Raw genomic sequence first — 14,098 nt, forward strand, 5'->3', positions numbered from 1 at the left:
CCATAGAAAACAAGCCGATCATGTGATCGGCTTGTTTCGTTTCTCTTTCGCGCTTTATGCGTATTCTTTACGCAGTTTCTTCGCAGCTGACACCATGTTGGCTAACGAGGCTTCCGTCTCTTCCCAGTTTCGGGTTTTCAGACCACAATCTGGATTCACCCAAAGCCTCTGTGCAGGAATCTTCTCCGCCGCTGTCGTCAACAATCCTTCTATCCACTCTTGCGTGGGTACATTTGGCGAATGGATATCATAAACGCCAGGGCCGATTTCATTTGGGTAGTTGAACTCTTCAAATGCTTTCAGCAGCTCCATGTTTGAGCGAGAGGTTTCAATGGTAATCACATCTGCATCTAACGCGGCCACTGAATCAATGATTTCATTGAACTCCGAGTAACACATGTGCGTATGGATTTGTGTTTCCGGCTTAGCGCTCGATGCAGAGATCTTAAATGCGTCTACCGCCCACTCCAAATACGCTTTGTGATCGCGCTTTTTCAGCGGCAAACCTTCACGAATCGCAGGCTCATCGATCTGAATGATGTTAATGCCCGCATCTTGCAAATCAGAGACTTCATCACGCAGCGCCAACGCAAGTTGCTCGGCGATCTGTTTGCGAGAAATGTCTTCTCTTGGGAAAGTCCAACATAAGATGGTCACCGGGCCAGTCAACATGCCTTTCATCTGCTTGGAGGTAAGGGATTGTGCGTAGGTCGACCACTCTACGGTAATCGGTTTTTCACGTTCAATGTCCGCCACCACGATAGCCGGTTTCACGCAGCGAGAACCATAGCTTTGAACCCAACCGAACTTAGTGGTTTGGAAGCCAGCCAAATTCTCGGCAAAGTATTCAACCATATCGTTACGCTCTGCTTCACCATGCACAAGGACATCGAGGTCAAGGGCCTCTTGGCGTTTAACGGCGTCTTCGATGTGCCCTTTTAGTGCCACTTCGTACTCTTGCTGCGACAATTGCCCCGAGCGAAACGCACTGCGTTGGACTCGAATTTCACTGGTCTGCGGGAATGACCCAATGGTCGTCGTTGGGAACAAAGGCAGCCCTAAAACTTCACTCTGATGCGCTGCTCGTTCTGGGTAAGGGGCCGTTCGCTCAGTCAGTTGTTTAGTAATTCCGTTTAGGCGAGCCTGTACCTGAGGTTTGTTTACGTGAGTCGCGGTTTTACGCGCTTGAATTGGGGCGCTATAAGTATCGCAAGCCAGAATCGCCTCTTGATCGCCATCAAGCGCTTTGCCAAGTAGCGCAACTTCCGTCACTTTTTGCTTAGCAAAGGCAAACCAACTGCGCACTTCCTCAGAAAGCTCTGTTTCAAGCGATAGATCAACAGGGCTATGCAGCAAAGAACAAGAACTTGCCACCCACAGTTTATCACCCAGTTTGTCTTTAACCGGTTGTAGCAATGCAAGCTGAGCGCTTAAGTCTGCGCGCCACACGTTACGCCCATTGATCACACCCGCAGACAACACCCAATCTTTAGGTAATTTATTTGCCACCAGCTGCAACTGTTCTGGGGATGCCGACAGGTCGATGTGTAAGCCGTCAACGTTGAGCTCAACAATTTTGTCTAACGTATCGAGAACAGAATCGAAATAGGTTGTCAGTAGCACTTTTACGTCTGTTCGAATCACTTGATACGCCAACTTAAACGCGTCGAGCCATGGTTTTTCAAGCTCAAGAGATAAAATAGGCTCATCAATTTGGACCCACTCTACGCCTAAGTTGGCCAACTTTGACAAGATCGCTTGGTAAGCGGTTAACAGACGCGGCAACAAGCTCAAGCGATCAAAGCCCTCTTCCACCTCTTTACCCAAATAAAGGTAACTCAGCGGCCCTAGTAGGACAGGTTTAACTTTATGACCATCTTGAATCGCCTCATTCACCTCTTCAAACAGCTGAGGCCAGCTCACCTCGAAGGTATCTTCTTGGCTGAACTCAGGCACAATGTAGTGGTAGTTGGTATTGAACCACTTGGTCATATCAGACGCCGCACTGCCGCTACAACCGCAGCTTGCCTGAGATTGTCCGCGACCAACCTTAAACAAGGTATCTAAATCAGGAAAACCAGAACGGTGGCGTTTAGGCACGTGACCTAACAATAACGTGGTAGTGAGAACATGGTCATACCAAGCGAAATCGCCTGCTGTCACGTAGTCTAAGCCAGCTTGTTGCTGAGTTTGCCAGTTGCTGACGCGCAGGTCTGAACCGACCGATTTCAATTGAGCTTGGTCAATCTCACCTCGCCAATATTTCTCTAGGGCAAATTTTAGCTCTCGCTTTTCGCCAATACGGGGATAGCCAAGGATGTGAGTCGTTGTTGTCATAATCGTCGTCCTGTCATTCTTTTCATTCACAATGTTTATATTTTTCAGCACACCAAAGGCGTCTGGATGGCTAAAATATTGCGCTAAACCCTAGACGAAGCAATCTCCAAATATTCAACTTGTTTATTAGTTTTGTTCATGATGGCTCGACAACATTGAAGCGAAATGAATAAAACCAAACATTTTAGACGTCTAGATGTTTACACTTCTTTCTAAACGACGTATGTTAAAAACACTCATGCGGAATAACTCAGTTTGAAAGGAACTCATGGTAGAGCTCAAGCATTTAAAAACGTTAACCACATTGCGTGATACAGGATCATTGACCGCCACTGCCACCGCTTTGCACCTAACTCAATCGGCCCTATCACACCAATTAAAGGATCTAGAGGCGCGTATTGGAGGTGCTTTGTTTCTGCGTAAAACTCGCCCAGTAAAATTCACCTCCGAGGGTGAGATTTTGCTTCGGCTCGCGGATGATGTGCTTCCCCGTTTGGCCAAGGCAGAGAACGAGTTAGCCAGCCTGAAAGAAGATGTGAACGGACGATTGCACATGGCGATCGAATGCCATTCGTGTTTTCAATGGTTGATGCCCGCATTAAGGGAGTACCAAGTCGCTTGGCCAAGTGTTACGTTAGACTTTTCCTCCGGTTTTGGGTTCGAGCCTTTGCCAGCACTAATTGGAGGAGAGCTGGATCTAGTGATTACATCTGACATTGCCCCGCGCTCAGAAGTCCACTACGAGCCATTGTTTGATTTTGAAATGCGACTTGTAACGGCAACCACACACCCTCTGGCAAGCCGTGCGCGCATTGAACCTCAGGACTTAGCCGATCAAACCATGCTCTCTTACCCGGTTCAGAAAAGTCGTCTCGATGTGGTCAAACATTTCCTTCAGCCAGCCGGCATTGAGCCCGCTCGTTGGAAACAGTCTGACAATACGCTTATGCTGATCCAGATGGTCTCGGCCGGCCTTGGGGTTGCAGCACTGCCCAACTGGGCCATCAGCGAGTTCTCTCGTCAAGGATTGATTACGAGTATCCCGCTTGGTGAAGGATTATGGCGAAGATTGTTTGCCGCAACGCGACATGCTGATAAGGATAAGCGTTACTTGCAAGCCTTTTTCAATACCGCTCGCCAGCAATCAAAGAGTCATTTGGAAGGAATAAAAACCGTATAAAAAAGGAGGCAGTTGCCTCCTTTTCACTATCAAGTGGTCGATTATCTAGAATAAGACTTAAATTGGTTGGTGAGCGGATCATATTGGTAGCCCAACACATCCAATTTTCCCACCACGGACTCAACGTCCATTTCGTACATACTGACTAACTCATCAAAGCTACCGCATTCCAACCGAAGCTTTTCATTAACGATACCTAGCAGAATGACGCTATCAAAGCGGCTCACATTGCTCAGATCCATAGCCACGCTCCTTTCTTAGTACGCCTACTAACAAGCCTAGCCACAATTGAGCAAATTTAAAGTGAGCCCAGTCTAAAGTGCAAACAAAGCTTGGTTGGATGTCACCGCCAGCAGCATCACCGCAAGCGCAAATCCTAACTGTGGCTTGCTGATTTCGCGTGATAGCAACATGTGCCAGCACCATACAACAACCGCAGCAATCATGAGTGCAAAGCCAATCAACAAGGGTTGCAGCACACTCATCAGCACCGGCTCATCCAAAGATACCGCTTTAATTGCAATAGCCAGTGTCATTAGCATCGCAGAAATGACACCCGACACGGGAAGAATTCGGTGAAACGCCTGAAGTCGAGTTCGTGCGACGGTCAGCAACAGATGCGCAAACAACGCACCAAGCAGCGCGATCTGGACAAAAACATTAATGCCCCCTGCGAGACTCGCTTGCTCTGCGATCATGATAGCGACATAAGAGAGCGCCAAACCATTCGCTAGATACATCACCCAAAGAGGGCCCTGATCGCGGGTCTTTTTGGTTTGTACTTGGGAGTAGAAATAGGCGATGGCAAACACCACCATCATTGCTTCTATCTTCAACGAAGCAACGGCAAGCCACATCACAGCGAGGGCTGGGAGTACTTTGTGAATTCGTCCACGTTGACCGGGACAAATTTCACCTTTGATTAAGATTAACGTCAAAATAAGCTGTGCGCCCAAAAGCATCGGAGCCGACACGGCCAAAAGTTGCTGCACCATGATGTCATGTTCTGTTTGAAAGTGATGGGTGCGGATAATAGCAAACTTACCGCTTGGGTGTTAGCGTGGCAGTTAACGTAAGCTCGCAAAGTAGTTTAACACGTCTTGCGTCGTAACGATCCCGAGGTACTCACCTAGCTCGTTTTCAACAATCCAAGGCAATTTGATCCCGCTTCGAATCAGATCAGAGATCTCTATCAACTTCATCTGATAGGAGATCTTGTGTACCTCTGGCTGCATCACTTGGTTTAACCGCTTTTTCGCTATGGTCATGTCTTTGGTCGTTTCGAGCTTGGTTCCTAACGTAGGCGTAATGTGAAAGTTGAGTTCCTTGCGACCGACAATACCCAAGCAAGTCTGCCCATCAATGATTGGCACAACTTGAATGTTGTAACGACCAGACTCAAATATCGCCAACGCCTGATCCAAGGTATCTCTTGGCGCCAAAGTAGGAATGTGAGTTTGGGTAATGCTAAGAATACCCACTTTACGCATACTCGACGTTCGGCTGAGAAAGTCTTCCAACTTGTCGTAATAGCCCCAGGCCTTCTCTAACTCATTGAGAGGCAGCGGTTTAGAAAAGAAGTAGCCTTGAATAAAATCCACCCCTAGTCCACACAACACCTCTAATTCATGCCGCGTTTCCACACCTTCTGCCACCACTTTAACGCCGAGTGTGTGCGCCAGCTCTGTGATCATCTTGACGATGAAATACTGATGCGAGCCCATTTTAATATTGGTGACAAATTCTCGATCAACCTTAAGCAAATCAAAGTTTGAATCACTTAAATAACTGAATGAGCTGTAGCCTGTGCCAAAGTCATCAATCGCGATGCTCACTCCTTTACGGCGAATGCTGCGAATCAATGCAGACTGGCGAGATTCACTATCAAAGTAAGCACTTTCGGTAAGCTCGATGGTGACAAGTTCCGGCGTTTTGGCGTACTGATAAATCAATGATTCGGCACTCTGCAGCACTTCATCTACGTCTAGCTTGGTGTTGAGTGAACGGTTGATTGTCACGCCTAGCTTGGCGCCAAAACGTTCTTGTATTGCTGTCAGCTCTTCGAGCGCCTTTTTCCCCGCGCACCAATCCAAATCAGCCACGAGATCGAGGTCCTCTGCGATGGTCACCATCTCTTGCGTATTGAGCATCTGCCCATTCGGCCCTTTAAATCGACTAAGCGCTTCGAACTTCACAATGTCCCACGTTCTTACGTCGACAATCGGCTGGTAATACACCTCAACACTTTGCGATTTAATCAGCTTGGCCGCCCATTCTTCAAGCTCTTTTCGTCTCAATACCTCTTTGTGAATCGCACCATGATAAAACGTAATCTGCCCTTGGCTGTTATTGCTTTGCTCCAATAAGGCTTGCACCGCATGACTAACTAGCAGTTTGGGATTGTAAGTATCGTGACCGAGCACTGAAACGCCTACTTTCCCTTTTAAAATCGCGCGGTGGATTGCTTTGCCTGCTGACTGATTCAGGGTTGAGAAAAAACGGCGAATGGTTTGGTGAATGATCCGTACTTGGCCGGGAGAATCCGTTTTCGGGCACTCTAAACACGCCACAAAATGGTTGTTACCAATATACCCCACTTGCTGCGCGATGCGATTGCGTGACAGGTGTTCCGAAAGCGTCGATTTGAGTTCAAAATCGTCCTTCTGCTCAAAACGAGGGACAAATGCCACCACCATACTGATCGCCTCGGAGCTATCGTTTATCCAACGCTTCGCCACCATGTGGGTAAATTGCGATTCGGTAGGAAGTTGAGTTAACAGCTCGACGCCACCGAGCTCAATGTCTGCGACGCGATATAGATTTTTCGACAAATCCAGATAATAGCCAAGGTAAAACAGCTGACCAGCAAACGTCACTCTTTGTAGAGTCAGATCTTGGGGTATGGTTTTGCCATCGACCTGCTTGATGAGGACAACACCGGACCAGTAGCCTTTGCTGTCTACATCAGACCAAATCGATTGGTAGAACTCTTCACTATGCTTATCTGAGTTGAGTGTATCAACAGACTTCATCAACAACTCTCTGGCGCTGTAACCAGTGTGATCGAGGAAATAGGTGTTGCAGGCAAGCATCGACTTGTGGCTGTTGAGTAAGACAACGCCATGATGCGGGTTTTCAAACAACTGCTGGAAGAACTCATTGAATAGCGCAGTAGAGACGGAAAAGTAGAGCAAAGGAGTAATGTGCCCTTTTACCGTCAAAGTACTCTCAGCACTAAAAGAGAAATTGACGTAGCAACACTGGTCACCATCGAGCGTCATACAACAGGCATAATTTAACGTCCGCTGACAACGACATGCTTCTTTTATGAGGTCAATAAATTTGGTTTGATCGCTGTAATCCAAGCAAGCCAGTATTACGTTTCCTGACACATTGGGCAAACGTGAATGCAAAAGCAAACCAAGCGCTTGTCGGTCAACATCGAGTTTGTGATGTTTAATGTCCCAAGTCCAAGCAATAGAAGTGAGCGGCGCCCCTATTTCACGACTCAAGTCAGATTCCGTTACCTTTGGCCCACTAAGCATTATCCACTGCTCACCTAAAATTAGCTCCCTTTATCCTTAACTTTAGGACAAGAGTCTTAGTTACACCTAAGCATTAGAATAACAATTGATAAATTTAACTTTAATCTTCTACACAGAAACTCAATACCGTCGCCATTTCCACTAACCCTTTGAACACCCCAAGCTCGTCAGTCAATATCCAAGGCAAAGGCGTGCCTTGCGTAACGAGTCGATGAACCTCTTTTACTGGCGTATGCCAATCGAGTACCGTTCCTCCGGGAGCCATCATTCGGTTGACACTCTTATGCCAATAATTTTTCTCTTTGCTGGTTTCGAGATCCGTGCCCATCGTTGGTGTCATATGTAAATGCATGGTTGATCGCGACAGCACACCGACACATTTTTTATTGTCAACGACAGCCAAGTAATCGCCATGAGACACATTAAAATATTGATGCGCGAGGGATAACGGATCTCCTGGGTCAAGGTGATGGCTATTTTTGCTGACCAGCTTCATGAGAGTTTGTTCTGGTGCACTTGGTGCGGTTTTCGGCCACTGGCAATAATGCTCATGGGCGACGATTTGCTCCGTGCTTTCTGGTTTTGCAAACAAGTAACCTTGAATGTAGTCCACCCCAAGTTCAGTCAGCAACGCCAGCTCACTTTCTGTCTCTACCCCTTCGGCAACCACATCAAGATTGAGCTGATGCGCCAGATGCACAAGCGTATGGACAATATGATACTCCCGCGTCCCTTTTTCTAATCCGGAGATAAACTGACGATCAATCTTGAGTACATCAAAGAAACTCTTGGTTAAGTAATGGAACGAAGCACAGCCAGAGCCGAAATCATCAACAGCAATTTTTACCCCTGCATCGCGAAGCGTTTGAATCAGTTGCTGGCTGTTATCTGAATTGTCCAAAAAAGCGCTTTCGGTGAATTCTATGTTTAGGCAATCTGGGGATAAGCCCGCATCATCCAGCGCGAGTGCGGTATGCTTCAGCACATCGACAATGCCAACATCGGTATTCAATGAGCGATTGACTGACAACTGCAAGGTGTCACCAAACCGCTTTTGTAGTGCTTTGAATTGTTCAAATGCCATCCCACAGACCAAATTATCTAACTCGAAAATTTTGCCCATATCTTCAGCGACTTGAATATAGTCTTGGGTAGTCGCAGGCTCCGACTCCAAAGGAGGGAAACGGCACAGCGCTTCAAATTTCTCTACGCACTGCTGCTTTACGCTGACTATGGGTTGGAAGTAGACCTCTACATTTTTGTTCAGCATCGATTTTTGCACATGCGCTTCAAGGCGTTTCTTGCGCTCAATTTGCAAATGGATCGAGCGATCATAAAACGCGATGCGTCTATTTTCTCCTGAGTGGAGTTCGAGAATCGCTTGGCAAGCATGAGACACAAGCCGATTGGGCGTCTCAGCATCCACACCATAGATTGAAACGCCCAACAACCCAGTCTTTAAGACCTCATGAATATCCTTAGTAGCATGCTTAAAACAATGGAAAAAGGTCGTTAATGTCTTGGCGATGTCGCGTACCCGTTGCTCTGGGTGTTCAACCACCACAGGCAAACAGGCTAGAAAGCGTCCGCTGTCCATATACCCTGAAAACAACGCGCTGGTTTTCTCTTTTAAATAAGCGGCAAAACGTTTTTTTTGCTCATTGGTGCCCTTTGAAGCAAAGCGCGGTTGGATGGCGAGAACCAGTAAGGTATTGTCTCGGTCCGTCGCTTTACATCGCTTGGTCAGCTGGGCAAGAAAATGATCCGACGTCGGTAATTGCGTCAGGATATCAACCCCGCCAGACTGGGTGTCTTCCAATCGATCGAGATCAGACGATAGATCTGTACTCAAGCCGATATAATAGTCTTGCCCACTGCCCAAGCCAATTTTCTGGATCGTTAAGCTCTGGGGAAACACCTTACCTTGTGCATGGCGTGAAAGCAGTACCCCACTCCAATACCCCTGTGAACCTAATGATTCCCATAGTGCCCGATAGTGCTCGTCATCATGACTCGACGAGTTAAAGATGTTGGTTTTTAGTCCGACAAGTTCGTTGCGAAGATACCCCGTCATCTTTTCAAAATAGTGATTACAGGCAAGGATGCGCGTATCCGAGTCAGTCACTACCACACCGTGATGCTGATTTTCAAAAATGCCGTAAAATATCTCTGATGCTTCTTGCGCATTCGAAATCACCAAGCAAGGCGAGATCGTGCCTTTCAGGTGATGTTCATCCGCTTTGTACATGTAGATTTCAACGAATGTAAACAGTGATGTGGGTGTAACAAGGCAGCAATGGAGGTAACAATCCTCGCCAGTCGTCAACGCGGTTTGAAACGCGCGCTTCACTCTATCTCTTTGGCCAGGCGGGACTAAGCGAATCAAACGTGTCGCCGAGAAGGTTGAATACACCTCGCCAAACATCAAGGTTTGCCCTTCGTTATCGCAATAGAAGGCTTGTGTTTTAAGGTTCATCGCCCAGTCGTAAACAACGTATTTGCTTTTTCTGCCCTGCTGCTGAGGCACAGTAGCATGCGACTCATTCATGACATCATCCATCCCAATACCCAACCAGTTTTATATTTCTATAAGTAAATCTATCGCATTTAGCGCGATGTTGACGTTAATCCGCTAACAAATTGGGCAAATATCCTTTGACCTTCACCAATTAGTTTAGCCAGCGGATAAACCACACAAACCACTTAAAAATCCCCCAATAATCTAAGGATATGTAAGGCTAGATAGATGGGCGCCAAGCCGCTATAATTCGCGCTTCCTGGATCCGAGAGCAAAATATGTACAGCGAAAACACCCCTATTCACGAGCAAAAGAAATATTGGGCTGAGTGCTTTGGCACCGCACCTTTTCTTCCAACGAGCCGAAAAGAAATGGACGCTCTTGGATGGGATAGCTGTGACATTATCATCGTAACCGGCGATGCCTACGTTGATCATCCAAGTTTTGGTATGGCGATCATCGGTCGATTACTTGAAGCGCAAGGCTTTCGAGTCGGCATCATTGCTCAACCAGAATGGAACAACAAAGATGCCTTCATGGCGCTAGGCAAACCAAACCTTTTCTTTGGTATTACCGCCGGCAACATGGACTCCATGATTAACCGCTACACCGCAGACAAAAAACTGCGTCATGATGATGCCTACACGCCAAACAATGAAGGCGGCAAACGCCCTGATCGTGCAACTTTAGTTTACTCACAACGTTGTCGTGAAGCATACAAAGGCGTACCCATTGTTTTAGGTGGTATCGAAGCGAGCTTACGTCGACTCGCGCACTACGATTATTGGTCAGATAAAGTACGCCGCTCAGTGTTGTTTGATGCAAAAGCAGATATTCTGCTGTTTGGTAATGCTGAACGCGCGCTGGTAGAAGTCGCGCATCGGTTGGCCGATGGTGAGGAGATTTCAACACTAACCAATATCCGTGGTACGGCAGTAAACCTCGCTGCCGCGCCAGAAGGCTACAACGTGATTGATTCATCACGAATCGAGAAGCCGCGCAAAGAAGCCTTTATTCCGCCGAACCCATACGTGGTCGAAGAGCAATGTGATACCAACGCCAAAGCGCAAGAAACCGAAGCGAAGCCAATCACTATTCGCCCGTCTCGTCACGATGCGGCGACCACAGCCGTACGCATTCCGCCGTTTGAAAAACTCAATAACGACCGAATTCTTTATGCTCACGCGAGCAGAATCATGCACCTAGAGACAAACCCATACTCAGGCCGCGCATTGATTCAGCGCCATGGTGACCGCGAATTGTGGGTTAACCAAGCGCCAATCCCTCTCACCACCGAAGAGATGGACTACGTGTTTGGCTTGCCTTATGCGCGTGTTCCCCACCCAATGTATGGCAAAGCAAAAATCCCAGCGTATGACATGATCAAAACGTCGGTGAACATCATGCGTGGTTGTTTCGGTGGCTGTTCTTTCTGTTCGATCACCGAGCACGAAGGACGTATTATCCAAAACCGTTCGCAAGAATCGATCCTCAACGAACTGGAAGAAATCCGCGACAAAGTACCCGGCTTTACAGGCACAATTTCTGATCTCGGCGGCCCAACTGCTAACATGTATCGTTTGGGTTGTAGCGATCCAAAAGCAGAAGCGAACTGTCGTCGTCCGTCATGTGTATTCCCGGGGATCTGTAATAAGCTGAATACCGACCACAAACACACCATCGACCTTTACCGCGCCGCTCGAAAAGTGAAAGGCGTGAAAAAAGTGATGATTGCATCAGGCGTACGTTACGACCTTGCCATAGAGTCACCAGAATACGTAAAAGAACTTGTCACTCATCACGTGGGCGGCTACTTGAAAATTGCACCAGAGCATACGGAAAAAGGCCCGCTGGATCTGATGATGAAACCAGGCATGGGCACTTACGACCGCTTTAAAGAGATGTTTGAGAAGTACAGCGAAGAAGCGGGTAAAAAGCAGTATTTAATCCCTTACTTTATCTCGGCACACCCAGGTACCGAAGACGAAGACATGCTCAACCTTGCTCTGTGGTTGAAGAAAAACAACTTTGAGTGTGACCAAGTACAAAACTTCTACCCATCACCGATGTGTAATGCAACGTCGATGTACTACTCAGAGACCAACCCGCTTAAACGCGTGAAATACAAAAAACGCGAAGACGTGCCAGTGGCAAAAGGTGAGCGACAACGTCGACTCCACAAAGCGCTGCTGCGTTACCATGATCCAGCAAACTGGCCAATGATTCGTGAAGCATTGATCAACATGGGCAAAAAGCATCTAATCGGTGATAAACCTGGTTGTTTGATACCAGCAGAAGATCTTGATGCGAAAACGCCAGCGCAGCGCAGAAAATCAGGACGTCATGGCTCCCAACGATTTGCAACTAAGCACACCAAAAGCCAACCTGGTTTTGAGAAAATGCATGGTGACAACCGTGGTGGAAACAAAGGCGGTAAGCCAGGTAACCGCAATGGTAAACCAGGCAGTAAACCGTCAGGCAGTCGACCAAACGCTGGGCCTAACGCCAAACCGCAAAACGGCCGCGGTGGTAAACCAACTGGCGCCAACAAACCCAGCAACAGTGGAAAACCGAGCGGCAATCGAAAACCTAAACACCGCTAAACATTGAGAAATCGCAGCTTCGGCTGCGATTTTTTTCATCAGTTCAATGAGTACTCGAGTTATCGCGCCTTCTGATCACTTTGAGGAGATGTTCATCTTGCCATTGAGATATTTTCGCCCGTTTTAGCTCTTTCTTCGTCATCTCGAGGCTTTTCACTAGGTGTTCGTGCTTTATACCTAGCGCCTTACTTTCGATCAGTGACTCTGACATTTCATTTTGCATCAAAGTGATGCCTTTCAGGGCGAGCTTGATCTCTTTTGGCGCACGATCAGGGATTTTGTCTAGCACACTGCGACACTTTTTTAAGCGGCTTAATGCACTAGATACGTCAGAAAATGTTTTAGTTGTATATTTTTGAAGGGACTCAGCCTGCTGCTCAAGCTCAGGGAGAACCCAATCCGTCAACGACGTCGTGATTCGCAATAACGCTTCATTCGCTTCTTTTTCAGCCGTCTTCATCGCCATATTCACTAGACCACAGATTATTACTGTGCTCACAAGAGCAGGCAGAGTGAAACCTAGCAGTAAGATCTGAATCCCGGCAACAGCAGCGCATAAAGCCATCAAGTTTCGTTGATAGAAAGTCACGGAAACCACACATTTAATGACAATTCAGTTAATAGCTTAGTTTAGATTCGTCTGCGTTGTGAACGAGAAATAATAAAAAAGGCTTAACCCATAGGTTAAGCCTTACTCAATAAGATGCGGCTGCTTAATTAAGCGTTTTGTGCTTCAAACTCTTGCATGAAGTCTACAAGCGCTTGTACGCCTGCTAATGGCATCGCGTTGTAGATTGACGCTCGCATTCCACCAACAGCACGATGTCCTTTCAAAGAGACCAAGCCTCGTTGCTTAGCTTGCTCTAGGAACAACTCGTCAAGTTCTGGTTTCGCCAATTGGAATGGCACATTCATACGCGAACGGTTGTCTGGATGCACTTCATTGCGATAGAAGTCTGACTGGTCAATCGCATTGTAAAGCAGTGTCGCTTTCTCCTGGTTGATTTGCTCCATCGCTTCAACCCCACCATTGGCTTTCAGCCACTTAAACACTAAGCCCGACAAATACCAGGCGAAGGTCGGAGGCGTGTTGAACATCGAATCTTTCTCAGCCAAGGTTTTGTAATTGATAAAGCTTGGCAGCAAGTCGTTCGCAAGACCGAGAAGGTCATCACGAACAATCGCGATACAAAGACCCGCTGGACCGATGTTTTTCTGCGCACCCGCATAAATAACGCCGTACTTAGACACATCAATGCGACGAGATAAGATGTTTGACGACATGTCCGCTACGATCGGTTTGTCTGTATCAGGAAGCTCACTGATCTCGATACCATCAATGGTTTCATTTGGACAGAAGTGAACGTAAGCCGCTTCAGGATCAATAACCCACTCGCTAACTTCACGTACCGCAGTTTTGCCTGCTTTGGTTACTTTTGCGTCAAACACATCAACGTCGCAGTACTTACGCGCTTCTTGAACCGCACTTTCTGCCCAGTAACCCGCATCGATGTACGTTGCTTTTTTGGCCGAGCCAAGCAAATTGAGTGGCACTGCAGCAAACTGGGCACGAGCACCACCCTGACAGAATAGAACTTTGTAGTTATCAGGAATATTAAGTAGATCGCGCAGATCTTGCTCCGAATCTTCAGCAACTTTAATAAACTCTTTACTACGGTGGCTGATTTCCATTACCGAAGTACCCAGTTCATTCCAGTTGATAAATTCAGCTTGCGCTTGTTCCATCACGGCTTTAGGCAATCCGGCAGGGCCTGCACTAAAGTTATATACATTATCCATTCTGAGTTTCCTTGCTCATGCTTCAATTGAGAACTAACAGGATTAATACCACGTTTTTTCAGCGATAAAAAGCAAGAAAAGAGGTCTTTAGACCTCTTTTCTTAATAAACATTGA

9 protein-coding genes are annotated in these 14,098 nt (G+C 47.1%); 2 read left to right on the forward strand and 7 right to left on the reverse strand.

Features of this window, described 5'->3' with window-relative positions; translation table 11 throughout:
- Nucleotides 1-54 precede the first annotated feature (54 nt).
- A complete protein-coding gene (metE, locus tag U9J37_RS05685) occupies nucleotides 55-2,337 on the reverse strand; it encodes a 5-methyltetrahydropteroyltriglutamate--homocysteine S-methyltransferase (RefSeq protein WP_005474043.1) in 2,283 nt (760 codons plus the stop codon).
- Nucleotides 2,338-2,605: 268 nt separating this feature from the next.
- On the opposite strand from metE, the gene metR reads away from it, so the two are divergent.
- Nucleotides 2,606-3,517 (forward strand): HTH-type transcriptional regulator MetR, encoded by a 912-nt coding sequence (metR, locus tag U9J37_RS05690; RefSeq protein ID WP_005474037.1) that lies wholly within the window; start codon nucleotides 2,606-2,608, stop codon nucleotides 3,515-3,517.
- Between the two features lie 41 nt (nucleotides 3,518-3,558).
- On the opposite strand, the gene U9J37_RS05695 is transcribed toward metR, so the two are convergent.
- The 4 genes from U9J37_RS05695 to U9J37_RS05710 all read right to left on the reverse strand — a co-directional run bounded on the left by U9J37_RS05695 (nucleotide 3,559) and on the right by U9J37_RS05710 (nucleotide 9,610).
- The gene (locus tag U9J37_RS05695; RefSeq protein ID WP_005474111.1) at nucleotides 3,559-3,759 is read right to left on the reverse strand and encodes a DUF4250 domain-containing protein; all 201 of its coding nucleotides are present in this window, start codon (nucleotides 3,757-3,759) and stop codon (nucleotides 3,559-3,561) included.
- A 72-nt stretch (nucleotides 3,760-3,831) separates the two neighbouring features.
- Nucleotides 3,832-4,512: an HI_1241 family integral membrane domain gene (locus U9J37_RS05700; RefSeq protein WP_005474134.1), complete on the reverse strand. Its 681-nt coding sequence runs from the start codon at nucleotides 4,510-4,512 to the stop codon at nucleotides 3,832-3,834.
- A 72-nt stretch (nucleotides 4,513-4,584) separates the two neighbouring features.
- Nucleotides 4,585-7,062, reverse strand: coding sequence for an EAL domain-containing protein (locus tag U9J37_RS05705; RefSeq protein WP_005474109.1), 2,478 nt, complete (start codon nucleotides 7,060-7,062; stop codon nucleotides 4,585-4,587).
- Between the two features lie 100 nt (nucleotides 7,063-7,162).
- Entirely contained in the window at nucleotides 7,163-9,610 is a 2,448-nt protein-coding gene (locus U9J37_RS05710) for an EAL domain-containing protein (protein ID WP_322413936.1), read from the reverse strand.
- A 248-nt stretch (nucleotides 9,611-9,858) separates the two neighbouring features.
- Here U9J37_RS05710 and U9J37_RS05715 point away from each other — a divergent pair, with 248 nt between their 5' ends.
- Complete coding sequence (locus tag U9J37_RS05715) at nucleotides 9,859-12,183, forward strand: YgiQ family radical SAM protein (RefSeq protein WP_322413937.1); 2,325 nt, start codon at nucleotides 9,859-9,861, stop codon at nucleotides 12,181-12,183.
- A 43-nt stretch (nucleotides 12,184-12,226) separates the two neighbouring features.
- Here U9J37_RS05715 and U9J37_RS05720 read toward each other — a convergent pair whose 3' ends face one another.
- Together U9J37_RS05720 and serC are read right to left on the reverse strand one after the other, a co-directional pair.
- Entirely contained in the window at nucleotides 12,227-12,748 is a 522-nt protein-coding gene (locus U9J37_RS05720; protein ID WP_043887179.1) for a hypothetical protein, read from the reverse strand.
- Nucleotides 12,749-12,900: 152 nt separating this feature from the next.
- A complete protein-coding gene (gene serC, locus U9J37_RS05725; protein ID WP_005474092.1) occupies nucleotides 12,901-13,983 on the reverse strand; it encodes a 3-phosphoserine/phosphohydroxythreonine transaminase in 1,083 nt (360 codons plus the stop codon).
- Nucleotides 13,984-14,098 lie beyond the last annotated feature (115 nt).

This window comes from Vibrio sp. 16, assembly GCF_963681195.1.
GTDB classification, from domain to species: Bacteria; Pseudomonadota; Gammaproteobacteria; order Enterobacterales; family Vibrionaceae; genus Vibrio; species Vibrio sinaloensis_D.

Bases quoted from the DNA above. Each gene is read 5' to 3' on its own strand.
- serC (WP_005474092.1), bottom strand. From the start codon at position 13,983: ATGGATAATGTATATAACTTTAGTGCAGGCCCTGCCGGATTGCCTAAA.
- U9J37_RS05710 (WP_322413936.1), bottom strand. From the start codon at position 9,610: ATGAATGAGTCGCATGCTACTGTGCCTCAGCAGCAGGGCAGAAAAAGC.
- U9J37_RS05700 (WP_005474134.1), bottom strand. From the start codon at position 4,512: ATGGTGCAGCAACTTTTGGCCGTGTCGGCTCCGATGCTTTTGGGCGCA.
- U9J37_RS05695 (WP_005474111.1), bottom strand. From the start codon at position 3,759: ATGGATCTGAGCAATGTGAGCCGCTTTGATAGCGTCATTCTGCTAGGT.
- metE (WP_005474043.1), bottom strand. From the start codon at position 2,337: ATGACAACAACGACTCACATCCTTGGCTATCCCCGTATTGGCGAAAAG.
- U9J37_RS05705 (WP_005474109.1), bottom strand. From the start codon at position 7,062: ATGCTTAGTGGGCCAAAGGTAACGGAATCTGACTTGAGTCGTGAAATA.
- U9J37_RS05720 (WP_043887179.1), bottom strand. From the start codon at position 12,748: ATGGCTTTATGCGCTGCTGTTGCCGGGATTCAGATCTTACTGCTAGGT.
- metR (WP_005474037.1), top strand. From the start codon at position 2,606: ATGGTAGAGCTCAAGCATTTAAAAACGTTAACCACATTGCGTGATACA.
- U9J37_RS05715 (WP_322413937.1), top strand. From the start codon at position 9,859: ATGTACAGCGAAAACACCCCTATTCACGAGCAAAAGAAATATTGGGCT.